We start from the raw sequence: 25,160 nt of genomic DNA on the forward strand, positions 1-25,160 counted from the left end.
AGCAGAATCGATCCGCTCAGCGGGTCGGGACGGGCTTCTCACCGCGATAGTCGTAGAAGCCGCGCTTGGTCTTGCGGCCGAGCCAGCCGGCCTCGACATATTTCACCAGCAACGGGCAGGGGCGGTATTTCGAATCGGCCAGCCCGTCATGGAGCACCTGCATCACCGAAAGGCAGGTATCGAGGCCGATGAAATCGGCGAGCTGGAGCGGGCCCATCGGGTGGTTGGCGCCGAGCCGCATGGCGGTGTCGATCGCGTCGACCGAGCCGACGCCCTCATAGAGCGTGTAGACGGCCTCGTTGATCATCGGCAGCAGGATGCGGTTGACGATGAAGGCCGGGAAATCCTCGGAGACCGAGACGGTCTTGTGCAGGCTGCCGACGAGGTTCTTGGCGCGCTCGAAGGTGCCGTCATCGGTGGCGATGCCACGGATCAGCTCGACGAGCTGCATCAGCGGCACCGGATTCATGAAGTGGATGCCGATGAAGTGCTCGGGACGATCGGTCGCGGCGGCGAGGCGCGTGATCGAGATCGAGGAGGTATTGGAGGCCAGGATCGCGTCCGGGCGCAGATGCGGGCAGACCGCCGTGAAGATCTTGCGCTTGACCTCCTCGTTCTCGGTCGCGGCCTCGATCACGAGGTCGCAATCGCCGAGATCGGCGAGGCCGACGGCGGGCTGGATGCGGGCGATGGCCGCGCGGCGCTCATCCTCCGCCAGCGCACCCTTTGAGACCTGCCGGGCCATGTTGCCGTCGATCGTGGCGAGCGCGGCGTTGATGCGCTCCTCGGCGATGTCGTGCAGCTTGATGTCGAAGCCGGCGGCCGCCGCGACATGGGCGATGCCGTTGCCCATCTGGCCTGCCCCGATAATGCCGATCGTCTTGATCGCGTGGTCCGACATGGTTTGATCCCGGATGAAACGTTCAGGCTCCCGCAGGAGCGGAACGGGCCGCCCTGAGGCGGCCCGGAAGGGTGGTGCCGGCCTTACTTGCCGGCTTTGGCGAGCTCGGCGTCGAGTTCCGGCAGGATCGTGAAGAGATCGCCGACGAGGCCGTAATCGGCGATCTGGAAGATCGGGGCTTCCTCGTCCTTGTTGATGGCGACGATGACCTTCGAGTCCTTCATGCCGGCGAGATGCTGGATCGCGCCGGAAATGCCGACCGCGATATAGAGCTCGGGCGCGACGACCTTGCCGGTCTGGCCGACCTGCCAGTCGTTCGGGGCGTAGCCGGCATCGACCGCGGCGCGCGAGGCGCCCATCGCAGCACCGAGCTTGTCGGCGACGGGCTCGATCACCTTGCCGAAATTCTCAGCCGAGGCCAGCGCGCGGCCGCCCGAAATGATGATCTTGGCCGAGGCCAGCTCCGGACGGTCGGACTTGGCGACCTCCTCGCCCTTGAACGAGGAGTTGCCGGGGTTCTCGGCCGCCGCGACGCTCTCGACCGCGGCCGAGCCGCCTTCGCCCGCCGCCGCGAACGAGGCGGTGCGGATGGTCAGCAGCTTCTTGGCGTCGGTCGACTGCACGGTCTGGATCGCGTTGCCGGCATAGACCGGGCGCTCGAAGGTGTCGGGCGAGACGATGCCGCTGACATCAGAGACCTGCATCACGTCGAGCAGGGCGGCGACGCGCGGCAGCACGTTCTTGCCGGTGGTGGTCGAGGGCGCAACGATGGCGTCGTAGCCGTCCGCGAGTTTGACGATCAGCGCGGCGAGCGGCTCAGCCAGCGCATGGCCGTAAGCGGCGTCATCGGCGAGCAGCACCTTCTCGACGCCGGCGAGCTTGGCAGCGGCATCGGCCGCGCCCTTCGAACCCTGACCCGCGACGAGGATATGGACCGGGCCGCCGAGCTTGGCGGCAGCGGTCAGCGCCTTGGCGGTGGCGTCCTTGATCGAGGCGTTGTCGTGTTCGGCGATCAGCAGCGTGGTCATCAGATCACCCCGGCGGTCTTGAGCTTGGAGACGAGTTCGGCGGCGTTGGCCACCTTGACGCCGGCGGAACGGCCGGCGGGCTCGACCGTCTTCAGAACTTTCAGGCGTGGGCTCACATCGACGCCGAGCGCTTCGGCCGAGGTCTCGTCGAGCGGCTTCTTCTTCGCCTTCATGATGTTGGGCAGCGAGGCATAGCGCGGCTCGTTGAGGCGCAGGTCCGTGGTGACGATCGCCGGGAGCTTGAGCGTGACCGTCTGCAGGCCGCCGTCGACCTCGCGGGTGACGTCGACCGAATCCGCGGAAAGCTCGACCTTGGACGCAAACGTGCCCTGGCCCCAGCCGAGGAGGGCTGCGAGCATCTGGCCGGTCTGGTTGCAATCGTCGTCGATCGCCTGCTTGCCGAGGATGACGAGACCGGGACCTTCCTGCTCGACCACCTTCTTCAGGAGCTTGGCGACGGCGAGCGGCTCGACGATCCCGTCGACCTTCACGAGGATGCCGCGGTCGGCGCCCATGGCCAGCCCGGTGCGGATCGTCTCGGCCGCCTGCGCCGGGCCGATCGAGACCACGATCACCTCGGTCGCCTTGCCGGCTTCCTTCAGGCGCAGCGCCTCCTCGACGGCGATCTCGTCGAACGGGTTCATCGACATCTTCACGTTCGCAAGCTCGACGCCCGAACCGTCCGCTTTCACGCGGATCTTCACGTTGTAGTCAACCACCCGCTTCACGGGCACCAAGATCTTCATCGCCAGATCACCGTTCAGAAGAGATGAGCCTCGCACCGCACTGCACCTGACGGCAGGACAGCGGCATCGCGGCCCTCGGCTGGAATGCGCTGGGACCGTAGCGACGCCCGTTTGCGCTTGTCAACGCCCGTCCAGGCACGGCTCGGGGGCAAAACAGCGCGGCTTCAGCCACGGGCGGGCTTGCGCCCGAACAGCGCGATGCTGCGGTGCACGAAGAGCGGGGTCAGGGCGGCGCCCGTCGCCAGCCCGCCAAGGTGCGCCCACCAGCCGACATTGCCGTCGGCACCGAGCAGGGCGGCGGCGGCCTGCAGCAGGACCCAGCCGCCGAGCGCGTAGAGCGCGGGGATGTGGATCGGAATCCAGTTGAAGGCGAGCCCCCAGATCCGGACCTGCGGGTAGATCATCAGATAGGAGGCGATGACACCGGAGATGGCGCCGGAGGCGCCGATCAGGGGCTGCTCCGACCCGGGATACATCCCGGCATGGAAGAGGGAACCGCCGAGCCCGCAGAGGAAGAAGAAGGCGAGGAAGCGTAGATGCCCCATCGCATCCTCGACATTGTCGCCGAAGACCCAGAGGAACAGCATGTTGCCGACGAGATGGGCGACATTGGCGTGCAGCAGCACATTGGTGAACAGGGTCGCCCAGGCCGGGACATGGGCAAGGCCTTCCGGCAATTGCGCCGTGCCGAACAGCACCGAGGGAATCATGCCGAAACCGGCCATGATCGCGAGCTCCGCTTCCTGGCTCGGCCAGAGCTGCAAGGCGATCTGCAGGGCGATGCAGGCGCCGATCAGCCCGTAGGTGATATAGGGCGTGCGCATGAAGCGCAGCGGTACACCGTCATGCAGAGGGACGAACATGGTGGCTCAGCGGTTCTGGCCGGGCACCCAGAGCACGTCGCCGGCTGCCTTGGCATTGAGGTAGCGGGAGGCGACGAACAGGAAGTCCGAGAGGCGGTTGATGTATTTGAGCGCGGGCGCGGCGACCGTCTCGCCTTCGATCGCGGCAAGCTCGGTCATCAGGCGCTCGGCCCTTCGGCTGACGGTGCGGGCAAGATGGAGATGGGTTGCGGCCGGGGTTCCGCCGGGCAGGACGAAGGAGCGCAAGGGAGCGAGATCGGCGTTCAGTTCGTCGATCTCGGCCTCGATCCGGTCGACCTGGGCCTGGATGATGCGCAGCGGCTCGAAGGCCAGGGGCTTGTCGGTCTCGGGTGTCGAGAGGTCGGCGCCGAGATCGAAGAGATCGTTGCTGATGCGGCCGAGCATGGCGTCGACCAGGGCGTCTTCCGTCGCCGCATGGAGGCGGGCGAGGCCCACACAGGCATTGGTCTCGTCGACGGTGCCATAGGCGGCGACGCGTAGGTCGGATTTCGGCCGGCGTGGGCCGCTCGTCAGTCCGGTCGTGCCGTTGTCGCCGGTGCGCGTGTAGATGCGGTTGAGCTTGACCATGCCATGCTTATAGCGTGGCTGCGGCGGGACGGAAGCGCGTTTCCGGCGTGGCCGGGGGGCCTCAGAAGGTGTAGCCGAGCCGCGCGCCGATATTGGCCGGGCCGCGGCTGCCGGTGCCGGGCTTGTCGGAGCAGCCGGCGGTGCTGAAATGCTCGAGCGTGGTCACGAGGCTCCAGCGATCCGTCAGCCGGAAGCCGAGGGCAGCAGCCTCGCGCGTGCCGGTATTGCAGCCGAGCGCGAGGCGATTCTCGGGGACGACCAGGCCGGTCTTGCCGTCGTTCAAGGCGGCACCGAGGCTGGCCTCGACGAAGATGTCGCGGGTCACGTCGAAGGTCCAGGTCGCCCCGGCATAGGCATAGCGCGTGCCGTTGAGGTTGACGCTCGCGCCGATGTTGAAGCGGGGGATGAAGGTCGCCGCGATGCGATCGCTCAGGGGGAGGAGGCGTGGCGACAGGAGGTCGGCGCTCAGGTTCGGCAGGCCGCTCTCCCGGCCACCGGGATTGGCAAGGCCGGCGCCAATGCGGGCTTCCCAGGCAGGGGTGGGCGCTTCGGTGGCGGGGGCGTAGCTGGAGACAGAGCCGGAGAGGGACCGGGTCTGCGCGGAAGCAGCAGAGGCGGCCAGGCAAACGGCAAGTGACAGCAACGCGACGCGGACCATGGGCCTTCGGCAATTGAACGTGTGAGCAGGCGTTAGTGAAGCACACATACTCGTGTTCGGAATGTGGCGAGGCCCGGATATTCAGGCTCTCGTCCACAGCGGGTTAAGAGATTCAATTCAATTATTTCAAAGGCTTGCGCGCAGTGACGCAGGCGTTCAGCCGTTGCGCCACCACAAGACGATGACGATCAGCACGATGGCGACGAACTGCAGGACGACCCGCAGCCGCATCAATCGCTGCGAGGTGTTGGCGCTGCCGCCGCGCAGCATGTTGATGAGCCCGAGCAGGAGCACGATGGCGACGGCGCCGACCGCGACGGACACGAGAGTGTTCGAAAACGTCATGGGGATTGGCTTAGGACCATGCGAGGAACTTGACCAGCGCCATGATGCGGCTGACGTGGCCTGAGCCGTGGGTCAGCTCGTCGCAGCCGTCTGCGCCAGGGCGCGGCTGCGGACGGGCAGGGAGAGATCGCCGGCAAGCGCGCGGCTGATCGCGGGCAGGCCGTCGAGAAGATCGGGCATGAAGGCCTGTGACGGGGGCGGGCGCTGCGGCAGCGCATGGAGTGCGGCGGCCATCACGCGCGGATCGCGCTCGCCCTCGCCGGTCTGGGAGGGGTCGTAGAGGACGTCAACCAGCTTGAGCTCGTCGGCGCGGCCGGCCCGGATCGCCTGTTCGAGGCGCGGGCGGACGCGGGGCACGATCAGGGCCGGCTTGTCGAAGGAGAGGATCTCGCAGAAGGTGTTGTAGCCGCCCATGGCGACGACGCAGTGGGCCCGGTTCATCAGCAGTTCCAGGCGCGGCTCGAAGCCGAGGCCTTCGAGCTTGGGATTGCGGGCGATGCGCTCGGCGAATTCCTTGCGCTTCTCCCGCGACATGAACGGTCCGAAGACGATGAGGGCGGGGAGCGCGATCGTCGGATCGGCCTCATAGGCCGAGATCACCCAGTCGATGACGCCGGCGCCGTCGCCGCCGCCGCCCGGCGTGACCAGGATGAAGGGCTGCTTGGTGATGCGCGGGTAGCGGTTCGGCGGCATCGGGCTCGGCACCGCGCGCTTGAGATAGCCCAGGTAACGGAGCTTGTCGGCGAAGCGGTGCTGGCCGGGCAGGCCGGTCAGGGGCTGGTAGACGTTCTCCAGCCCGTAGACGAAGATGTCGTCATAGACGGTGTCGAGCGCTTCCAGCGCGCCGTTGCGGCTCCATTCCTCCAGGACGGCGGCGGGCTCGTCGAGCACGTCGCGCAGGCCGAGCACGATGCGTGCGCCGCGCCGGCGCAGGATGTCGAGCGAGGGCTTCAGCTCGCCGCGCAGGCCGACCGGCTCCTTGTCGACGATGACGACGTCGGGATCGAAGGACAGGACGGTCTGCTTGATGATGTCGGCCCGCAAACGGATCGTATCGTTCAGGTCGAGATTGAGATGATGCGGCTCGTAGCTGCCGTCGCTCTGCTTCTCGACGCCGGGAATGCGGACATAATCGACGCCGTCGCCGAACTGGAAGCTCGAGATGACGGACGAGCCGGAGACGATGATCACCGAAATATGTGGAAAGCTCGCGATCAACGCATTGGCGATGGCGCGGCAGCGGCGGATATGGCCGAGCCCGAAGGTGTCGTGGCTGTAGATCAGGACGCGCGGCGCATGGGGGCTGCGCGGCGCACGTTCGGCACCGGCGAGATCGACGACGTTTGAAGGCATCGGAACGTCGCCCCCCGGAAAGGCCAGACGACCTCTTGGCGAGGACGAACGCAGTTGGAACTATGGAGTGATTATAACCGGTCGTCGGGGACGATCCAAGCCCATCGGAACTAGACGTGGGTTATGGATTTGGGAGGCCAAAGGCCCGCCCCGATACCGCTTCGCTAGCCGATCCCGGGCCGCGTGATAAGCTGGGTGGGATCGATCATGCTGACTGCCGGATGGGCGGTGGCTGCGCTCAGGATATCGGTGAGGGCGGACCAGGCCGTTTCATCATGGTCGCGATGGTGCAGCAACACCCCCAGATCGATGTCGCCGGCCTCGCCTTGCCGTCTCGCGGTCAGCATGGCGACGAGCTCTTCGAGGATGCCGGTGGCCGGGCGCCCGACGCGGCCACCATGCCAGTCCATGATGTCGACATGGGTGTTGAGCAGGCGCGGGCCACTATCCGGGCCGAGACGATAATCGCGGAAGCAGGAGAGCCCGGCGAAGCCGAGCGCGCCGAGGCGCGCGGCATGGCCTTGGGCGATGCGGTTCCAGGGTGGCACGAAGACCGGCAGGACGGCGTCGCCGAGGAGGTCGCGCAGGCGCTGGCGGCCCTGTGCGATGTCGGCATCGACATCAGTTGCGGAGCGCTCCGCACCGAATTCCGATTTTTTGCCGCCGGAAGGGGCGTGATTATGGTGGATGGCGCCATGCTGGCAGGGCCGCAGCAGCGGCATGCCGCGCAGCGCCGATGCCAGTGCAGGCTCGGCCAGCAACGGAATGACCGCGAGCAGGATCGGTGCCGCGAAGCGCTCGGCCAGATCCGAAAGGCGGTCAAGCGCCGGGCTCGGTGCCACGGCATCATCATCGCGCAGCCAGAGACCGATCTTTCGGCCCGCATTGCTCCATTGGTCGAGCTCCAGGGCGAGCGCCTGCCAATCCAAGGCATTCATGGCGTGACTTTCCCGGGAGGCGATTTCAGCTTGGCGCGGCGGTTCCGGATCGCGAGCGCCAGACCTTCCGCCAGCCTTTCGGCAGCGCGTGCCGGCGTGCGTTCGGCAAGGATGAAGCGGCGCGCGGCAGCCCCCATGGCTTCGCGCTGCGCTCCGTCGCGCAGTAGGCTGATCAGGGCAACGGCCAGGGCTTCCTCGTTAAATTCGGGGGCGAGCAGGGCAGTCTCGCCGGCCAAGACCGTCTCGCCGACGCCGCCGCTGTCGAAGGCGACGACTGGCAATCCTGCCGCCTGGGCCTCGAGATAGACCAGCCCATAAGCCTCGCCGATGCCGGGCCAGACGAAGATGTCGTGCCGGGCGAGCTCGGCCTGCGCGGTCTCGCGGTCGAGCTGGCCGTGCCAGGTGATGCGGCGAGCGGGGAGACCGGCAAAGGCGGCTTCGACCTCGGCACGGCGGGGTCCGTCGCCGATGATGCTCAGCGTCCAGTCTTCGCCCCGGCAGCGGTCCAGGATGCGGGCGAGGGTGAGGTAGCTCTGCAGCTTGGCACCCTCTCGCATCATCGCAATGGTGACGAGGCGCGGCGGGCCCGACGAAATGGCGGGCCGGGGCTGCTCGGGAGGGGTCGCAACGAAGGGGGGCAGGGCGAGCAGGGACGTACCCGCGTTCCGCCAGGGTTCGAGCCCCTGCCGGTCCCGGTCGGTGAAGTAGAAATGGACGTCGCCGGCGGCCAGCCCCTGCCGGGCCGCCGCCGTGTGCCCGGCCCATTCGCCGGTGGCGCGCCGGGCAGCATCGCTCGATTCGGCGGTGACATAGGGGATGTCCAGCGCCGCAACGATATCCGGCCCGAGGAGGTCCGGCGAGCGATAGTAGTTGTGATAGGTGAACCAGAGCTCGGGGCGTGGCCGGCCGGCTTGGTATCCGGCGAGCAGGGCATCGCGCAGGCGGGCCGCGTCGGTGACGACGCTGGTAAAGCGCGCCGGGTCCGGTTCGCGAAAATAGGTCTTCGGCGCTGCGACAGGCTCGACGAGATGGCCGAGGCTTTCGAGCGCGGCGACGAGCTGGCGGGCCATGCGGCGGTCGCCGGAGACGCCGCCGTCACCGACCGGATTGAGCGGGGTGTGGAACGCGATGCGCAAGATCGTCTTCGAGGTCGGTGATGCTGTCAGCGATAGGGGTCGGCCGCGTCGCGCAGGCCGTCGCCGAGGAAGTTGAAGGCGAGGATGATCACGATCACGGGCACGACCGGATAGAGCAGCCAGGGATAGAGCGCCACCACATTGATGTTCTGGGCCTCGTTGAGCATCACGCCCCAGCTCGTGATCGGCGGCCTGAGGCCGAGGCCGAGGAAGGAGAGGGCGGTTTCGCCGAGGATGGTCTTCGGGATCGTGATCGTCGCCGAGGCGATGAGATGGCTCATGAAGCCGGGCACCAGATGCAGCGCGATGATGCGGCGCGGCTTCGCGCCCATGAGCTGGGCGGCGACGACATAATCCTCTTCGCGCAGCGAGAGCAGCTTCGAGCGCACCGAGCGGGCAAGCCCGGTCCAGTCCATCAGGCCGAGGATCACCGTGATGCCGAAATAGACCAGCAGCGGGCTCCAGGTTGGCGGCAGGATCGAGGCCAGCGCCAGCCAGAGCGGGATATGCGGCAGCGACTGCACGATCTCGATGATGCGCTGGACGACCAGATCGATCCGGCCGCCATAATAGCCGGCGATGCCGCCGATGATGACGCCGAGCACGAAGGAGACGGAGACGCCGAGCAGGCCGATCGAGAGCGAGATGCGCCCGCCATAGAGGATGCGCGAGAGCATGTCGCGGCCGAGCCGGTCGGAGCCGAGCAGGAAGAAGGTGCCGCCCTCAGGCGCGCAGACGAGGTGCCGGTTGCCGGGGATCAGCCCCCAGAAATCGTAGTCGTCGCCCTTGCAGAAAAAGCGCAGCTTCTGCGGGCGCGTGCTGTCGACCTCGTATTCGCGCTTCAGGTTCTCCATGTTGAGGCGCATCACATAGGGGTAGACGAAGGGCCCGATGAAGCTGCCTTCGTGGAAAAGATGGATGCTCTGGCTGGGCGCCCGGATGAAGTCCGTGTTGCGCGTCGTGTAGTGATAGGGCGCGAGGAACTCGGCGAAGGCCGCCATGGCGTAGATCACGATGATCACCACGGCGGAGATGACCGCGAGCTTGTGCTTGCGGAACTTCCACCACATCAATTGCCATTGCGAGGCGAGGTAGACCCGCTCCTGCTCCGGCGTCATCGCCTCGGTGGCATAGGGTTCGAACGGCGCCGTCGAGACCTCGTGCGGCAGGGCCGCGCCGTCCGGCGGAAGATGGTTGAGCGTCGTCGCCTTCACTTGGTCGCGGCTCCCTGGAGACGGATGCGCGGATCCAGGATGGCGAGCGCGATATCCGAGATCAGCACGCCGATCACGGTCAGGAAGGAGAGGAACATCAGGAAGGAGCCGGCGAGATACATGTCCTGGCTCTGCAGGGCGCGGATCAGGAGGGGGCCGGTGGTCTGCAGAGAGAGCACGATCGCGACGACCTCGGCGCCCGAGACGATCGAGGGCAGGATGTCGCCGATATCCGAGATGAAGAAGTTGAGCGACATGCGAAGCGGGTATTTCCGCAGCGCCTTGCCGGGCGGCAGCCCCTTGGCGCGGGCGGTGACGTAATACTGCTTCTGCAACTCGTCGAGCAGGTTGGCGCGCAGGGCCCGGATCATGCCGGCGGTGCCGCCCGCGCCGATGATGATGACGGGAATCCAGAGATGCTCCAGCACCGATTTGAGCTTGGCCCAGCTCATCGGCTGGTTGAGATAGGCGGGATCGACGAGGCCGCCGATCGAGGTGCCGAACCAGATATTGGCGAAATACATGAAGACCAGCGCCAGCAGGAAATGCGGCACGGCAAGCCCGACAAGGCCGAGGAAGGTGAGGCCGTAATCGCCCCAGCTGTACTGGTGCGTCGCCGAGTAGATGCCGATCGGGAAGGCGACGATCCAGGTGAAGATGATGGTGGCGAAGGACACGATCATGGTCAGCAGCAGGCGGTCGCCGACGATCTCGCGCACCGGGCGCTGGTATTCGAAGGAATAGCCCATGTCGCCCTGGATGAGGCCGGCGACCCAGCGGACGTAACGTTCCAGCGGGGGCTTGTCGAAGCCATACTCCTTCTTCAGGAACTCGATGCGGCTCATGTCCGCCTTCTCGCCCTGGGCCTGCATCTCGGCGGCGAGCGTCTCGAAATAATCGCCTTCAGGCAGGTTGATGACGGTGAAGATCAGCGCGCTGGTGACGATCAGCGTCGGGATCATGAGCAGGATGCGCTTGAGGATGTAGCGGATCAGCACGCGTCAGGCCTTGGTCTCGGCTCGGTCGAACCAGAAGGTGTCGGGCATGTAGCGGCCGATGAAGGCACCGGGCTCGAAGCTGTAGAGGCCTTTCTCGGGTACGTTGCGCAGGTCCCTGGAGACAACGATCGGCTGCAGCGTGCTGTTGATCACGCCGATGCTGAAGAGCTGCTCGGCATTGATCGCCAGCATCTTGTGCCAGATGGCGCGGCGCTGGTCGCGGGTCGCGCTGACGCGCCATTCCTCGTAGAGCCGCACGAGCTCGTTGACCTCCGCCAGGGCCGGCCGTTCGCCTTCGCGGCCGCTGTTCTCGACGAACTGGCCCCAGCGCGGCCACTGGAACTGGGCGGAGGAGGTCGGCGCCAAGGCATCCGGCTCCATGTCCGAGGTGACCAGTGCATTGTCCATGCCGGCCCAGGCCGACATCACCGTCTGGCCGGCGAGGATGCGGCGGCGGAAGACGTCGCGCTGGGTCGAGCGAGGATAGATCTTCATGCCGACATCGAAGAAATCCTGCTTGAGCAGGTCGAGGATGTCGGTCTCCTCGGTGTTCTCCCCGGCGGTCTCGATGGTGAACTCCAGCCGGCGCCCGTCCGGGAGCAGGCGGATGCCGTCGTCGTCGCGTTTGGTCAGGCCGATCTCGTCGAGCAGGCGGTTGGCGAGCGCGGGGTCGTGCTGCGTCCAAAGCGCGGCGAGCTTCGCGTCGTAGAGCGGGCTTTCGGGCAGGGCGGTGTTGCCGCTCTCGCGCGCCAGCCCGAAGAAAATGACCTTGTTGACGTCCTTGCGGTTGATCGCGACCGAGATCGCACGGCGATAGCGGACATCGCGGTTAAGGTCGCGCCAGACCGGGTCGATGGCGTTCAGGTTGGGGAGCAGGGCGAAATAGGCGCCTTCCGCCCGCTTCCAGAGCCTGACGTCGAAATTCATCCGCTTCGAGGCTTCCTTCAGGAAGGTGTAGTTGTCGAAGCGGATATAGCGGGCCTGGAGGTCGGACTCGCCGGCCGCGGCCTTGGCCGGGATGAGCGAGCTGGTGCCGATCGTCAGCGTCACCTGGTCGGTATAGGGGAGCTGGCGACCGTTCCTGTCGATGCGGTGGAAATAGGGATTGCGCTCGAAGACGAACTGCTCGGCCGGCAAGGGCGTGGTATTGCGCCAGGGCTCCAGCGTCGGCAGCTTCGGGTTCTCTGGCCGGTACATGCGCGAGAGCCGCTCGTGCAGCGCGCCCCAGTCGCGGACATGGTGCTCCTTCACCCGTTTGGCCAGTTCGTGCTTCGGCGCGTGGCGCTCGTGGAACTGCTTGAGATAGCCGGAGGCCATGAAGATGTAGGTCGGCTGCGCGCCCGCCAGCGCCGGCAGGAAGATCGGGTTCGGCGTCTTCCAGCTGTAGCGGACTTCCGTCTCGCTCAGGATCTCGAAGCGTGGCGGTTCATTGGCCGAGAACAGGGCCTGGGGCGGGCCGCCCGGCGAAAGCCGCTTGTTGTTGGCGATATCCTCCCACCAGTAGCGGAAATCCTCGGTGGTGAAGGGCGAGCCATCCGACCAGCGATGGCCCTGGCGCAGCTTGAGGGTGAAGATGCGGCCATCCTCGACCTCGCAGCTCTCGAGCAGGTCCGGCACAAGCTCCAGATCGTCGTCATAGACCATCAGGCGGGTGTAGCCGTAGAGCGTCATCATGCGGATGTCGCGCTGGTCGCCCATCAGCATGCGGATATTGCCGCCATGGCGGCCGGGCTCACGGCCGAGCGCCGCCAGATCGATGATGCGTGGATTGGCAGGCAGGCGCGCGGCGACCGGTGGCAGGGTTCCGGCGGCGACCTGGTCCGCGAAGAACGGGCTGTCGATCGCAGTGCCCGAGAACGGCGCGGCCTGCGCGCGGCGCGGCAGGGCGGCTCCCGCGAGAGCGGCGGAGCCGAGCAGCAATGCGGTGCGGCGGGTCGGGCGTGGGTCGCGGCGCGTCATGGCACCAGCTCCCGCATATCGGCATTGGACCGCGCCAGCACGTAATGGCCATCGCCGAGCGGCAGATGCGTCAGGGCGCCCTCGTCGGGCCCTGCCTTGAAGGCCTTGTCCCAGTGGCTGTCGTCGGAGGCGCCGCCGGGCGCGGCCAGCTTGAAGTCGAGCCTGCGGTCGAGATCGGCGAAGGGCACGGAGCGTAGCAGCGCCCTCGTGTAAGGATGGGCGGGGCGGTCGAAGAGCGCATGGCGCGGCGCCAGCTCGACGATCCGGCCATTGGCCATCACGGCAATGCGGTCCGCCATGTAGTTCACCACGGCGAGATTATGCGAGATGAACAGGAAGGTCAGGCCGCGCTCGGCCTGAAGGTCCTTGAGCAGGTTGAGGATCTGCGCCTGCACGGAGACGTCGAGCGCCGAGACCGGTTCGTCGCAGATGATCAGGTCCGGGTCGAGCGCGAGCGCCCGCGCAATGCCGATGCGCTGGCGCTGACCGCCGGAGAAGGAATGCGGATAGCGGTTGAGGAACCGCATATCGAGCCCGACATCCTGCATCAGGGTCCGCACCCGTTCGTCATGCGCGGCCTGATCGCCGCGGCCATGGATGACCAGCGGCTCGCGCAGGATGTTCATCACGGTCATTCGCGGTGACAGCGACGAGACCGGGTCCTGGAAGATCATCTGGACGCGCGGGCGGAACTTGCGGAGGTCCTCGCCCTCGAGGCCGAGCACGTCGACCCGCTCGCGCCCATCGTCGAAGATCACTTCGCCGGAATCGGGCGTGACGGCGCGCATGATGATCTTGCTGACCGTGGTCTTGCCGCAGCCGCTCTCGCCGACGAGGCCGAGGCATTCGCCGCGCCTGATGTCGAAGCCGACATCGTTGACGGCCTTGACGCTGGTCTGGTTGCCTTTGCCGAAGAAGCTGCGCGAGCCGGTGACATAGGTCTTGTGCAGGCCGCGGACGCTGAGGAGGGGGGCGGCGTCTGCCGCGGGTTTCGGTGGCGGCGCGGCGACGGCCGGGCGCGGGCGGGCTTCCCTGAGCGCGACCAGCCGCTCGCCGTCCTGCATGTCGAAATGCGGGGAGGCGTCGAGCAGCGCCTTGAGATAGGGGTGGCGGGGGCGGCGGAAGATGTCCTCGACCGTGCCGCGCTCCATGATCTCGCCGTGGAAGATCACCACCACCTCGTCGGCCATGTTGGCGACGACGCCGAGGTCGTGGGTGATGAGCAGGATCGCCATGCCCATCTCGGCCTGGAGATCGCGCATCAGGTCGAGCACCTGGGCCTGGATGGTGACGTCGAGAGCCGTGGTCGGCTCGTCGGCGATCAGCAGGGCCGGCTGGCAGATCAGCGCCATGGCGAGCATGGCGCGCTGGCGCAGCCCGCCCGAGAGCTCGAAGGAATAGAGGCCGAAGGCGCGCTTCGGGTTCTTGAAGCCGACACGCTTCAGCATCGCTTCGATCAGTTCGCGCGCCTCGGGCTTCGGCATCGGCCGGTGCAGGAGCAGCGCCTCCTCGATCTGGTTGCCGATCGTATGGACCGGTGAGAGCGAGGACATCGGCTCCTGGAAGATCATGCCGATCCGCCCGCCGCGCAGCGCCCGGATGCCCTTGCCTTCGGCAGGCAGCGTCGCGATGTCGACGACGGTCTCGGGTGCCTGCGGGTCGCGGAACAGGATCTCGCCGCCGGTGATCCCGCCGGCGCGGGGCAGCAGGCCCATGATGGCCTGGGAGATCACCGATTTGCCGGAGCCGGATTCGCCGACCAGCGCGACGGTCTTGCCGGCGGGGACGCGCATGCTGACGCCCTTCACGACGTCACGGGCCAGGCCGTGGATCGTGAAGCCGATACGCAAGTCGCTGATGCGCAGGATGTCCATAGTCCGAAACGATGTGCCCCTGGGGCCTAGGGCCCTTCACCTTTCCTGACGTCACTAGACGTCGAAAGCGGCAACTTGCCAATCGCTTTCGACGCTTGCGGTTCCGGCGGGCATTGCCCGATGCGGATGACATCGCTGCAACGGGGGCCGCGCCGGAAGTCGTCGTAGCTGATGCTCCAGGGCAGGGGCGCCGGGGCGCGGTAGGGACCCATCTTGAAATACTGGTTGTCGTCGAGCCCCGGACCGCTGTGCCCGATATGCCCGGTGACGGTCGCGATATGGACGCCGTCGGCGAGGATTTCGATATGGCCGTCGCCATCGGGGCCGGGCTGGGAGCGGACGACGAAATCGATCCAGCCCTGCTGCGCCGAGGGCAGGTCGGCATGGTGCTTGACCCGGATTCCGGGTGCGCAGGCATTGAAATAGCTCGGGTAATTTTCCGTGGTCGTGCCGCTTTCCATAGCGACCAGCGCGCGCGTCTGCTGCGCCTCGGTGCGGCTGATCACGAGCGCCTCGCCCGGCAGGCAGCCCTCGGGGCGCTCGTCGCCGCCGATCGGATAGGACGGAATCAGGTCGGTCTCGACGGTGATGCCGAGGCGGCCACGATAGAGCCGCAGCGCCAGGAAGGGCGAGTAGTCGCCGACGGCCTCGGGCAGGATCTCGCGCTTCCACTGGGCGATCACATATCTGCGATCGTCCTGGGCGAGGGGATCGTTGAGGCGCAGCGCGAAGCCGTACCAGACCGTGCTGTGGAAGGGGACGAGCACCTCGGGACGCTCCCAGATCTCGGCCCGCTCGCTGCATCCCACCGCATGCGGCAGGCAGGACGGCGTCGCGATCACGGTCACGGCGCCGGCGCCGCTATAGGGCGCGGCACCATCGAAAATCACGCGGCCGGAGCGCTGCTCGGGATTGTCCTTGTAGAATAGCCCGCCTTCAGGGGCGAAACCGCCCTGTTCGAAGCCGTCGTGCAGGATGCGCTGGGCGGGGTCGGCTCGGGCCGAGACGACGAATAGGCTGACGAGACCGATCGCGGCCGCGCAGCACAGCATTCCCGACGCAACTGTCCTTTTCACGCTACCCCCGACGATGGATGCCGCCTTCGCTCTGCAATGCCGACATGGCCGCAGCGTGGCGCGCATTGCACTCGGCCGCAACCTCACCACATATGGTCGCTTCGGGCCCGCCGGACCCGGTCGGGACCGCGCTGCGAGCGCTTCGGTACAGGGTTGCCCTTTGGAGTCCAATCTCTTCCGTTACATCTGGCAGAAGAGCCGGGCCGAGCAGATCGTCGTCCTGCTGATCATCCTTGTCTCGATCCCGTTCAACTGGGCCTCCTTCGACGTGCCCAAGCGCATCGTCAACGATGCGATCCAGGGCGGCGCCTTCAAGGACGGCAAGACCACCGCGACGCTGATGGACTTCACCCTGCACCTGCCGTCCTGGCTGGGTGGGGCGAGCTACAGGCTGTCGGAGGGCATCCAGGTCGGCCAGTATGGCCTGCTCGTCGGCCTCAGCACCTATTTCCTGCTGCTGGTCCTGATCAACGGCGCCTTCAAATACGTCATCAACGTGCGCAAGGGCATCCTCGGCGAGCGCATGCTCAGGCGCATGCGCTACGATCTGTTCAGCCAATTGATGCGCTTTCGGCCTGAGGAGATCCGTGCGGTCAAGCCGGCCGAGATCGCCAGCATGATCAAGGACGAGGTCGAGCCGGTCGGCGGCTTCGTCGGCGATGCCTTCATCCAGCCGGTCTTCCTGCTCAGCCAGGCGCTGACGGCGCTGATCTTCATCATGGCGCAGAGTTTTTGGCTGGGCTCGATCGCGCTGCTGATCGTGCTGGTGCAGGCGATCATCATCCCGATCCTGCGGCGCGAGCAGCTCAGGCTCGGCCGCGAGCGCCAGATCGCCTCGCGCCAGCTCGCAGGCCGCATCGGCGAGATCGTCGATGCCGGGCCGATGATCCAGGGCCATGGCGCGACGGCCTATGTCCAGTCCGACATCGCCGGGCGGCTCGGGCGGCTCTTCGACATCCGCTATGCGCTCTACAAGCGGAAATTCGCGGTCAAGTTCCTCAACAACCTGCTGGCCCAGATCACGCCCTTCTTCTTCTACTCGATCGGCGGCTTCTTCGCCCTGCAGGGGCGGCTCGATATCGGCCAGCTGGTCGCGGTGATCGCCGCCTATCGCGACCTGCCGCCGCCGATCAAGGAGCTGATCGACTGGGACCAGCAGCGCAACGACGTGACGATCAAGTACGATCAGGTGATCTCGCAGTTCAACAGCGACGAGACGCTCGTCCTCGACGAGGAGGACGGCGTCGCGGCCCTGCCGGAAAAGGGCGAGATCCGGCTCGAATCCGTGCAGATGCTGGACAATCGCGGCCAGCCGCTGCTGACGCCGCTCTCGTTCAGCCTGGCGCGGCCGGGCCTGGTGGCGGTTATCGGCCCGCCGGGCGGCGGCAAGGACGTGCTCGGCCGAATCCTCGGCCGGCAGGCGACGAGCTATACCGGCCGTGTGCTGATCGACGGCGAACCGCTGGCGGGGATGTCGGTCGAGCGGGCGAGCCATATCATTGGTTATTCCGGCGACGAACCCGAGCTCATCGCCGGCTCGATGCGCGACAATATCCTGCTGCCGCTGCGGCGCCGGCGCCCGGACCTCAAGGCCGGCGGCGCGGTCTCCGCACCGGAGCATCACCGCTTCGTCGAGGCGATCCGCTCGGGCAACTCGCCCTTCCCGTTCGAAGCGGACTGGACCGACTATGCCGGGGTCGGCGTCACCGACACCGCCGAACTCGCGGCGCGTATCCACGAACTGCTCGACGTCTTCGGCTGCACGCAGGAGGTCTACGAGCTCGGGCTCGGCGGCAAGGTGATGCGCCCGGTCAGCGAGCAGGCGATCGAGCGCATCATCGCGGCCCGACGCGTGGTCGCCGCCGAGCTGACACGGATCAAGCAGGGCGACCTGATCGAGCCCTTCGTGCTCGACCGCTACAACCGCAACGCCCCGATCGTCGAGAACCTGATCTTCGGCACGCGGACCAGCACGCGCTTCGACAGCACGACCCTGCTGTTCGAGCCCTATGCCCAGTCGATCTTGAAGGCGGAGGCGCTGGTCGAGCCGCTGGCCGAGATGGGGGCGCGCATCGTCGCGACCGTGGTCGAAATCTTCGCCGGCCTGCCGCAGGGCCATGCGCTGTTCGAGCGCTATTCCTTCGGCGCGAATTTCGAGTTCGAGCGCCTGAACGAGCTCGCAGCGCTGCTGGCCAAGCACGACATGCGCAACCCGCTCGACCAGGAGACCGAGCGCGATCTCGTCGCGCTGGCGCTCGGCTATATCGAGCCCAAGCACAGGCTGAACCTGATCGATGCGCGCCTCGAGCGACGCATCCTGCGGGCGCGGGAAAGCTTCCGCAAGCATCTGCCGGCCGATGCGGTCGACGACGTCGATTTCTACGATCCCGACAAGGTGATGGTCGGCGCCAGCGTGCGCGACAATCTGATGTTCGGGCGCATCGGCTACGGCGTGCCCGATGCCGCCCGCAAGGTCGGCGAGATCGTGCTGCAGGCGCTTGCCCGCTCAGGGCTGGGCGAGGCGCTCTACCGGCTCGGCCTCGATACCGAGAGCGGCATCCGCGGGCGTTTCCTGCCGGTCCGGCTGCGCCAGGCCGTGCCGCTGGTCCAGGCGCTGGTCAAGGCGCCGCAGATTGCGGTGCTTGACATATCCTCTCTGCTCGCGATTTCGGATGAGCCGCGGGAGATCGTCGCCCGGCTGCACAGCTATTGCGCGGGCATGACGCTGTTTCTTCTGGTCGGAGATGCTAACCTTGCGGGAGAGGTCCCGCTGCGGGTGCTGTTCCACGGAGCGACGGGCACGGTCGAGGCGCCGGGCACGCCCGATGCGGCCAATGATCGGGCGTCGCGCCTCGAAAGCACCGGGCGCGAGGACACTGGGCGCGAGAACACTGGGCGAATGGAGGCGCGATCATGAGTCTGGAAACCGATATCGGCTGCCTGCGTTGCCTGCCGCTGTTCCAGGACATGCCGGCATCGCGGCTCAAGCTCGTCGCGCTGATGGGCGAAAGGCTGCAATTCGAGCCCGGTGCTGTCCTGATCAGCCCGCAGGAGAAGCTCGAGGGCGTCTATGTGATCCTGGAAGGCGAGGTCGAAATTCTGCAACCAAGCGAGAGCGGCGAGGAGCGGCGCTTCGTCAAGGACACCGGCAGCATCACCGGCGACGTGTCCCTGCTGAGCGGCCAGCCCTTCATCGCCACCATCAGCGCGAAGTCGCGGGTCCTGGCGCTGCGGATTCCGAAGGACCTGTTCTTCGAGCTGCTCCAGACGGTGCCGGAATTCAGCCTCGCCGTCTGCCGGGATCTGGCCGGCCGGGTCCACAGGCTTGCCTCCGTCCTGCTGCGCGAGCACGAAACCGTTTGACGAGGTCCATCATCGCATGAACCGGCCGCAAGCCGCAGGCACGAACCGCACGGGCGCGACCCGCGGCGGCATGGGTGCGAGCATGGACCAGGTCTCGTCCTGGAGTCGGGACATCCGGTTCGTCTCCGGGCTGATCCTGCTTGTTTTCGCCACGACCCATTTCCTGAACCATGCCGTCGGCATCCTCGGTGTCGGCGCCATGGAGAAGGTCCAGGACTGGCGCTATGGCTTCTGGCATTCCTGGGCCGGGACGGCCGCGCTCTATGGCGCGCTGATCGTCCACCCGGTCTTCGCGCTGCTCAGGGTGGTGCAGCGGCGCACCTTCAAGATGCCTCTGCGCGAAATGCTGCAGATCGCGCTCGGCCTCGCCATTCCGCTGCTGCTGGTCGACCACATCATCAGCACGCGGGTGATGGGCATCTATTTCGGCGTCGACGAGAGCTACCGCTCGGTCCTGCGCCGGCTCTGGCCGGGGCTGGCGCTGACGCAGTCGCTGCTGCTGCTGCTGGTCTGGACGCATGGCATCATCGGCATCCATTTCATGCTGCGCGCCCGCGACAGCTATCGCCACTGGCGCGACCCGTTCCTGCTGGCGGCGATCCTGGTCCCGCTCCTGGCCATCATCGGCTTCTCCGTCGGAGCGCGGGAGGCCGAGCAGATGGCGATGCCGGCCGAGCTGGTCAGCGACGCGCAGGCCGCGATGTTCGCCCGCGACGTCATGTGGGGCAAAGGCGCCTTCTACGGCCTTGTCGCTTCCTTCCTGCTGTTCATCGGCATTCGCGAGATCAGGGTCCGGACGACGCGCCAGATCACGGTGCGCTTCGTCGGCCACGGCACGCGCAGGCTGGCGCCGGGGCCGACCGTGCTCGAGATGTTCCGGCGTTTCGGCATTCCCCATGCCGCGCTCTGCGGCGGGCGGGCGCGCTGCGCCACCTGCCGCGTGCTGGTGATGGACGGCAACGACAAGCTGCCGAAGCCGGGCCCGAACGAGGCCAAGCTGCTGCGGCGGATCTCGGCGCCGGACGGTGTCCGGCTCGCCTGCCAGATCAGGCCGCGCGACGATCTTCAGGTGCAGATCCTGCTGGCGTCGCGATTGAATGCCGGCGCGGCGCGCCCGTTCGAGATCGACGATGCCGCGGGCAAGCGCGGCCTGACCGTGGTGGTGGCCGATCTCAGGGCGTTCTCCGCTCTCTCCGAACGGCAATTGCCGCGCGAGCTGATCGGCCTGCTCAACCGTTTCTTCGACGAGATGGGGCAGGCGATCACGGCGCATGAGGGGCGCATCGACGCCTTCTATGGCGACGGCTTCATGGCGGTGTTCGGTCTCGAAGGCCCGCCGGCACGCGGGGCACAGGCCGCGATCGCGGCTGCCGGCGACATCGTGCGCGCGGTCGATGCGCTCAACCGCGAATACGGCGCGGCGCTGCCTTTGCCGCTGCGGATCGGCATCGGCATCCATACCGGCGACGCCATCACCGGCGCGGTCGAGAACGACAATCTCGGCCGGCGCGAGATTACAGTCGGCGAGACCGTGATGGTCGCGAGCCAGCTCGAATCGGCGACTCGGCGTGTGCTCGCCGATGTCGTGGTCTCCGAGGATACGATCCGGGCGAGCGGGCGCAGCTATGCCGGCACGACGACGCTGAAGATCGCGATCAAGGGGCGCGAGAAGCCTTTGACCGCCTATGGCTTCGCCAGCGCGCCGGAAATCGCCCGCCGCAAGCGCGAGGACGTGGCGGTGCCGGTTCCCGTGGTGGCCGGCGGCGAGGCGACCACATCGGCAGAAGTGGTGCAGGAGCAGGGCGAGACCGGCGAAAAGGGCTGATCCTTGCGCGGATGGCTGGTTTTTTGCGGGCGCGCATGTCTATGGTCCGCCGGCTTTTCCGGATGACGACCGACCCATGACGCCCGAACCGCCCCAAGAGGCCTTTCACGACCTGCTGCGCGGCATGGCAGCGCTCTCGGGCAACCGTGTCGTCGCCGATATCGCGCGGCTTTACGGCAAGGGCGCGCCGCCCGACCTGTCGATCGCCTGCAACCACAAGCAGATCGCCTCGAAGCAATGGCTGGTCGAGGCGCTGGCCGAGACTTACCCTAAGCCCGCGGGACCTGTCTGGGTGCTCGGCGCCTGGTACGGCGTGCTCGGCGCGCTGCTGCTCGACGATGCCCGGCTTGCGATTCCGGGGATCGTCAGCCTCGACATCGATCCGACCTGCGCGCCGATCGGGGAGATCCTGAACCATCGCCATGTTCAGGCCGGGCGGTTCCGGGCGATGACGGCCGACATGATGGCGATGGATTTCGCGGCGCAGTCGCCGGCGCCGGGGCTCGTTATCAACACGAGCTGCGAGCATCTCGACGACGTGCCGGGCTGGATCGCGACCTTGCCGGCAGGTTTGCCGCTCGTGCTGCAATCCAACGATTATGTCCGCGAGCCGGACCATCGCAGCTGCGTGCCTTCGCTTGATGCCTTCCGCGAGCAGGCGGGGCTGTCGGACGTCTGGTTTGCCGGCGCCCGGCCGACGAAGAACTATACGCGCTTCATGCTGATCGGGCGGCGATGACAGCCGGCAAGGCGCCGCGCATCGCGGTGGCGATGAAGGGCTATCCGCGCCTGTCGGAAACCTTCATCGCGCAGGAATTGCTCGGCTTGCAGCAGCGCGGCCTCCCCTTCGAAATCTGGTCGCTGCGCCATCCGACCGATGCGGCGAAGCATCTGATGCACCATCAGATCACGGCGCCGGTGCGCTATCTGCCGGAATATCTGCACGACGAGCCGGCGCGCGTGGCGCGCGGAATACTGGCGGTCCTGCTGAGGCCGGGTTTGCTGCGACTGCTGCCGGTCTTCCTGCGCGATCTCGCGCGCGACCGGACGCGCAATCGCTGGCGCCGCTTCGGGCAGGCCTGCGTGATGGCGCGCGAACTGCCTGATGATATCCGGCACCTGCATGTGCATTACCTGCACACGCCGGCTTCCGTGATCCGCTATGCCGCCTTGCTCGGCGGCCTGACATGGTCGTTCTCGGCCCATGCCAAGGATATCTGGACGACGGAAGACTGGGAAAAGCGCGAGAAGATCGCCTCTGCCGCCTGGGGTGTCACCTGCACCCGCGATGGGCATCGCGAGCTGGAGCGCCTCTCCGACCGGCCGGACAAGGTCGCGCTGGTCTATCACGGGCTCGATCTCGCGCGCTTTCCGGCGCCGGGATCGCGCTCGGCACGGGACGGCTCGGACGCGAACGATCCTGTGCGCTTCGTCACCATCGGGCGCGCGGTGGCGAAGAAGGGCTTTGACGACCTTCTGGACGCGCTGGCCAAGCTGCCTCCCACGCTGCACTGGCGCCTGACGCATATCGGCGGCGGGGAGAGGCTGAAGGCCTTGCAGGCGCAGGCGCAGGCGCTCGGGCTCGACGACCGGATCGTCTGGGCCGGACCGAAGGCGCAGGATGAGGTCATCGCGGCTTTGCGGGCTGCCGACCTCTTCGTACTGCCGTCGAAAGAAGCCGGCGATGGCGACCGCGACGGCCTGCCCAATGTGGTGATGGAGGCCGCGAGCCAGGGCCTGCCGATCGTCGCGACGGATTTCGCGGGAATCCCGGAATTCGTCCGCGATGGCGTCGAGGGCATGCTGGTGCCGCCGGGCGATGTCGCGGCGCTCGCTGCTGCGTTGAATGATCTGGCGAGGGCGCCTGAGAAGCGCGCCACGCTGGGCGAGGCAGCCTATGCGCGGCTGACGGGAGCCTTTTCTGCTCAGGCGGGGCTCGACCGGGTCGCGACGATGCTGAAGCGCTCGGCGGGCGAAGGGGCATGAGCGCTTCCGTCCTGATCGCGGTGACGCATCTGCTCGGCAGCGGCCATCTGGTCCGGGCGGCGAATCTGGCGCGGGCGCTGGTGCAAGGCGGGTTTTCGGTGATGCTCGCCAGCGGCGGGATGCCGCTGCGCGCCATGGAGGATGAACCCTTCGCCTTCGTGCAATTGCCGCCGATCAGGACCGAAGGCGCGGATTTCCGCACGCTGCTCGACGAATCCGGCCAGCCGATCGACCCGGAGCGAAGGACCACCCGCATCGCCATGCTTGAAGGGCTGGCGGCGCGGTTGCGGCCGGATGTCGTGATCGTCGAGCATTTCCCCTTCGGGCGGCGTCAACTGGCCGCCGAGTTCCTCGCGCTGATCGCCGCAGCGAAGTCGGCACGGCCCGAGGCGCTCGTGCTCTCCTCAGTGCGCGACGTTCTGGTGACGCCGCGGCCGGACCGAATCGCCGAGGCGGAGGATCGGATCGCTGGGATGTTCGATGCGGTCCTGGTCCATGGCGATGCCGGTTTCCTGCCGCTCGACCGATCATGGCCGGTGGGCGAGGGGCTGGCGGTGAAGCTGCGCTATACCGGCTATCTCGCCGATGATCGGCCTGCCGGCATCGCGCTGGAGAACAGCGAGGTCATCGTCTCGGGCGGCGGCTCGGCCGCTGCCCTGCCGCTCTTCGCTTGCGCCGTAGCGGCAGCGCGGCTCGATCGGTCCGGACGCCGCTGGCGGATTCTCGCCGGGCGCGGCATGGCGGAGGCCGATCTGGGACTGCTTGCGGCCGATGCCCCTGAGAAGGTCGTGATCGAGCGGGCTCGGCCGGACTTTCCCGCTCTCCTTGCCGGCTGCGCGGTCTCGATCAGCCAGGCCGGCTACAACACCGTGCTCGATCTCGTCGCGGCCGGGCGGCCGGCGATCGTCGTGCCCTTCGATGCCGGCAACGAGACCGAGCAGACGGTCAGGGCCGAGGCGATGGAGCGGGCGGGGCTGGCGCGATGCTTCCGTCTGTCCGGGGATTTCGTCGGGGATGCGGTGGCTCTGGCGGATGCCGTCGGTGAGGCCATGGGAGCCCAACCCCCGGCCCTGCCGATCGACCGGGACGGTGCAGCCCGCTCGGCCGCGATCGTGAAGGAGCTTCTCGCCGGGATTGCCGGCCGCGCCCGACACTGAGCCGGCATGCCCTTTGCGAGGGCCGGGGTGCAGCTTTGCGAATTGCCGCCTCCGGTCTTTCGCTCTAATGAGGGACGATCCGCCTCCCTTCTCGGTCGGCTCTGGGTTAACCGGCGAATTCCGGTCATGGCCCTTTGCCTGGAGACAAGATGATGACGACGACGACTGCGCCCGGCCTGCCCGACATCAAGCTGTCGGTGCGCGAGACCTTCGGGATCGATTCCGATCTCGAGGTGCCGGCCTTCTCCGCAGCCGATCCGCACGTGCCGGACTTCGACCCGGATTACCGATTCGACCGCGACACCACGATCGCGATCCTCGCCGGCTTCGCGCATAACCGCCGCGTCATGATCTCGGGCTATCACGGCACCGGCAAGTCGACCCATATCGAGCAGGTCGCTGCCCGCCTCAACTGGCCCTGCGTCCGCGTCAACCTCGACAGCCACGTCTCGCGCCTCGATCTCGTCGGCAAGGACGCGATCGTGCTGAAGGAAGGCAAGCAGATCACCGAGTTCCAGGACGGCATCCTGCCCTGGGCGCTGCAGAACAACATCGCGCTCGTCTTCGACGAATACGATGCCGGCCGCCCGGACGTGATGTTCGTGATCCAGCGCGTGCTGGAGCAGTCCGGCAAGCTGACGCTGCTCGACCAGAAGCGCGTCATCCGCCCGCACGGCGCCTTCCGCCTGTTCGCCACCGCCAACACGGTCGGCCTCGGCGACACGTCCGGCCTCTATCACGGCACGCAGCAGATCAACCAGGGCCAGATGGACCGCTGGTCGATCGTCACCACGCTGAACTACCTGCCGCATGACAACGAGGTCGCGATCGTCCTGGCGAAGTCGAAGCATTACCAGGGCACGCCGGACGGCAAGGATGTCATCAACAAGATGGTCCGCGTCGCCGATCTCACCCGCAACGCCTTCATGAACGGCGATCTCTCGACCGTGATGAGCCCGCGTACGGTCATCACCTGGGCCGAGAACGCGGCGATCTTCGGCGATATCGGCTTCGCTTTCCGCGTCACCTTCCTGAACAAGTGCGACGAGATGGAGCGGACGCTGGTGGCCGAGTTCTTCCAGCGCTCCTTCGGCAAGGAACTGCCGGAAAGCGCCGCGAACGTGGTGCTCAGCTAACGGGAGGACACGAGCC

Annotated in this window: 22 protein-coding genes; 7 read left to right on the top strand and 15 right to left on the bottom strand. The window is 67.0% G+C overall.

The genetic code is table 11. The annotated features are described in order from the left end of the window. Positions 1–16: 16 nt before the first annotated feature. From AC1RLU_RS01470 to AC1RLU_RS01540, 15 genes are all read right to left on the bottom strand, one after another. Positions 17–901, bottom strand: coding sequence for a 3-hydroxybutyryl-CoA dehydrogenase (locus AC1RLU_RS01470; RefSeq protein WP_061970178.1), 885 nt, complete (start codon positions 899–901; stop codon positions 17–19). 83 nt (positions 902–984) lie between these two features. Then, complete coding sequence (locus AC1RLU_RS01475) at positions 985–1,929, bottom strand: electron transfer flavoprotein subunit alpha/FixB family protein (RefSeq protein ID WP_492793578.1); 945 nt, start codon at positions 1,927–1,929, stop codon at positions 985–987. Further along, positions 1,929–2,675, bottom strand: coding sequence for an electron transfer flavoprotein subunit beta/FixA family protein (locus tag AC1RLU_RS01480; protein ID WP_492793579.1), 747 nt, complete (start codon positions 2,673–2,675; stop codon positions 1,929–1,931). The genes AC1RLU_RS01475 and AC1RLU_RS01480 overlap by 1 nt, the downstream gene beginning before the upstream one ends. Positions 2,676–2,839: 164 nt before the next feature. After that, positions 2,840–3,538, bottom strand: a complete 699-nt coding sequence (locus tag AC1RLU_RS01485) for a rhomboid family intramembrane serine protease (RefSeq protein WP_061970172.1) — start codon at positions 3,536–3,538, stop codon at positions 2,840–2,842. Between the two features lie 6 nt (positions 3,539–3,544). Then, the gene (locus AC1RLU_RS01490; RefSeq protein WP_492793580.1) at positions 3,545–4,126 is read right to left on the bottom strand and encodes a cob(I)yrinic acid a,c-diamide adenosyltransferase; all 582 of its coding nucleotides are present in this window, start codon (positions 4,124–4,126) and stop codon (positions 3,545–3,547) included. 61 nt (positions 4,127–4,187) lie between these two features. Beyond that, a complete protein-coding gene (locus tag AC1RLU_RS01495) occupies positions 4,188–4,784 on the bottom strand; it encodes an acyloxyacyl hydrolase (RefSeq protein WP_492793581.1) in 597 nt (198 codons plus the stop codon). Between the two features lie 156 nt (positions 4,785–4,940). Continuing rightward, a complete protein-coding gene (locus tag AC1RLU_RS01500) occupies positions 4,941–5,129 on the bottom strand; it encodes a twin transmembrane helix small protein (RefSeq protein WP_061970166.1) in 189 nt (62 codons plus the stop codon). Between the two features lie 72 nt (positions 5,130–5,201). Further along, positions 5,202–6,482: a glycosyltransferase family protein gene (locus tag AC1RLU_RS01505; protein WP_492793582.1), complete on the bottom strand. Its 1,281-nt coding sequence runs from the start codon at positions 6,480–6,482 to the stop codon at positions 5,202–5,204. Positions 6,483–6,646: 164 nt separating this feature from the next. Next, positions 6,647–7,420, bottom strand: a complete 774-nt coding sequence (locus tag AC1RLU_RS01510; RefSeq protein WP_492793583.1) for a polysaccharide deacetylase family protein — start codon at positions 7,418–7,420, stop codon at positions 6,647–6,649. Then, positions 7,417–8,556, bottom strand: a complete 1,140-nt coding sequence (locus AC1RLU_RS01515) for a glycosyltransferase family 4 protein (RefSeq protein WP_492793584.1) — start codon at positions 8,554–8,556, stop codon at positions 7,417–7,419. The genes AC1RLU_RS01510 and AC1RLU_RS01515 overlap by 4 nt, the downstream gene beginning before the upstream one ends. Before the next feature lie 26 nt (positions 8,557–8,582). After that, on the bottom strand, positions 8,583–9,770 hold the full coding sequence (locus AC1RLU_RS01520; RefSeq protein ID WP_492793585.1) for an ABC transporter permease: 1,188 nt from the start codon (positions 9,768–9,770) through the stop codon (positions 8,583–8,585). After that, positions 9,767–10,765 (bottom strand): ABC transporter permease, encoded by a 999-nt coding sequence (locus AC1RLU_RS01525; RefSeq protein ID WP_061970320.1) that lies wholly within the window; start codon positions 10,763–10,765, stop codon positions 9,767–9,769. Before AC1RLU_RS01525 ends, AC1RLU_RS01520 begins: the two co-directional genes overlap by 4 nt. 6 nt (positions 10,766–10,771) lie before the next feature. Further along, on the bottom strand, positions 10,772–12,727 hold the full coding sequence (locus AC1RLU_RS01530; RefSeq protein ID WP_492793586.1) for an ABC transporter substrate-binding protein: 1,956 nt from the start codon (positions 12,725–12,727) through the stop codon (positions 10,772–10,774). Continuing rightward, positions 12,724–14,601 carry an ABC transporter ATP-binding protein gene (locus tag AC1RLU_RS01535; protein ID WP_492793587.1) on the bottom strand — a complete coding sequence of 626 codons (1,878 nt, stop codon included), beginning with the start codon at positions 14,599–14,601 and terminating at the stop codon, positions 12,724–12,726. Before AC1RLU_RS01535 ends, AC1RLU_RS01530 begins: the two co-directional genes overlap by 4 nt. A gap of 26 nt (positions 14,602–14,627) precedes the next feature. Further along, positions 14,628–15,653: a polysaccharide lyase family 20 protein gene (locus AC1RLU_RS01540; RefSeq protein ID WP_492793588.1), complete on the bottom strand. Its 1,026-nt coding sequence runs from the start codon at positions 15,651–15,653 to the stop codon at positions 14,628–14,630. A 184-nt stretch (positions 15,654–15,837) separates the two neighbouring features. Between AC1RLU_RS01540 and AC1RLU_RS01545 the strand changes: the two genes are divergently transcribed. The 7 genes from AC1RLU_RS01545 to cobS all read left to right on the top strand — a co-directional run bounded on the left by AC1RLU_RS01545 (position 15,838) and on the right by cobS (position 25,144). After that, entirely contained in the window at positions 15,838–18,594 is a 2,757-nt protein-coding gene (locus AC1RLU_RS01545; protein WP_492793589.1) for an ABC transporter transmembrane domain-containing protein, read from the top strand. Next, on the top strand, positions 18,591–19,040 hold the full coding sequence (locus tag AC1RLU_RS01550; RefSeq protein WP_061970152.1) for a Crp/Fnr family transcriptional regulator: 450 nt from the start codon (positions 18,591–18,593) through the stop codon (positions 19,038–19,040). The genes AC1RLU_RS01545 and AC1RLU_RS01550 overlap by 4 nt, the downstream gene beginning before the upstream one ends. A gap of 16 nt (positions 19,041–19,056) precedes the next feature. Beyond that, positions 19,057–20,865 (top strand): adenylate/guanylate cyclase domain-containing protein, encoded by a 1,809-nt coding sequence (locus AC1RLU_RS01555; RefSeq protein WP_061970150.1) that lies wholly within the window; start codon positions 19,057–19,059, stop codon positions 20,863–20,865. 76 nt (positions 20,866–20,941) lie between these two features. Then, positions 20,942–21,604 carry a class I SAM-dependent methyltransferase gene (locus AC1RLU_RS01560; protein WP_492793590.1) on the top strand — a complete coding sequence of 221 codons (663 nt, stop codon included), beginning with the start codon at positions 20,942–20,944 and terminating at the stop codon, positions 21,602–21,604. Continuing rightward, positions 21,601–22,851, top strand: coding sequence for a glycosyltransferase (locus tag AC1RLU_RS01565; RefSeq protein ID WP_492793591.1), 1,251 nt, complete (start codon positions 21,601–21,603; stop codon positions 22,849–22,851). The genes AC1RLU_RS01560 and AC1RLU_RS01565 overlap by 4 nt, the downstream gene beginning before the upstream one ends. Continuing rightward, a complete protein-coding gene (locus tag AC1RLU_RS01570) occupies positions 22,848–24,008 on the top strand; it encodes a glycosyltransferase family protein (RefSeq protein WP_492793592.1) in 1,161 nt (386 codons plus the stop codon). Before AC1RLU_RS01565 ends, AC1RLU_RS01570 begins: the two co-directional genes overlap by 4 nt. 149 nt (positions 24,009–24,157) lie before the next feature. Continuing rightward, positions 24,158–25,144, top strand: coding sequence for a cobaltochelatase subunit CobS (gene cobS, locus AC1RLU_RS01575; RefSeq protein ID WP_061970143.1), 987 nt, complete (start codon positions 24,158–24,160; stop codon positions 25,142–25,144). The last annotated feature ends 16 nt before the right edge of the window (positions 25,145–25,160 follow it).

Source organism: Allobosea sp. GW822-FHT05A11 (genome assembly GCF_058800455.1).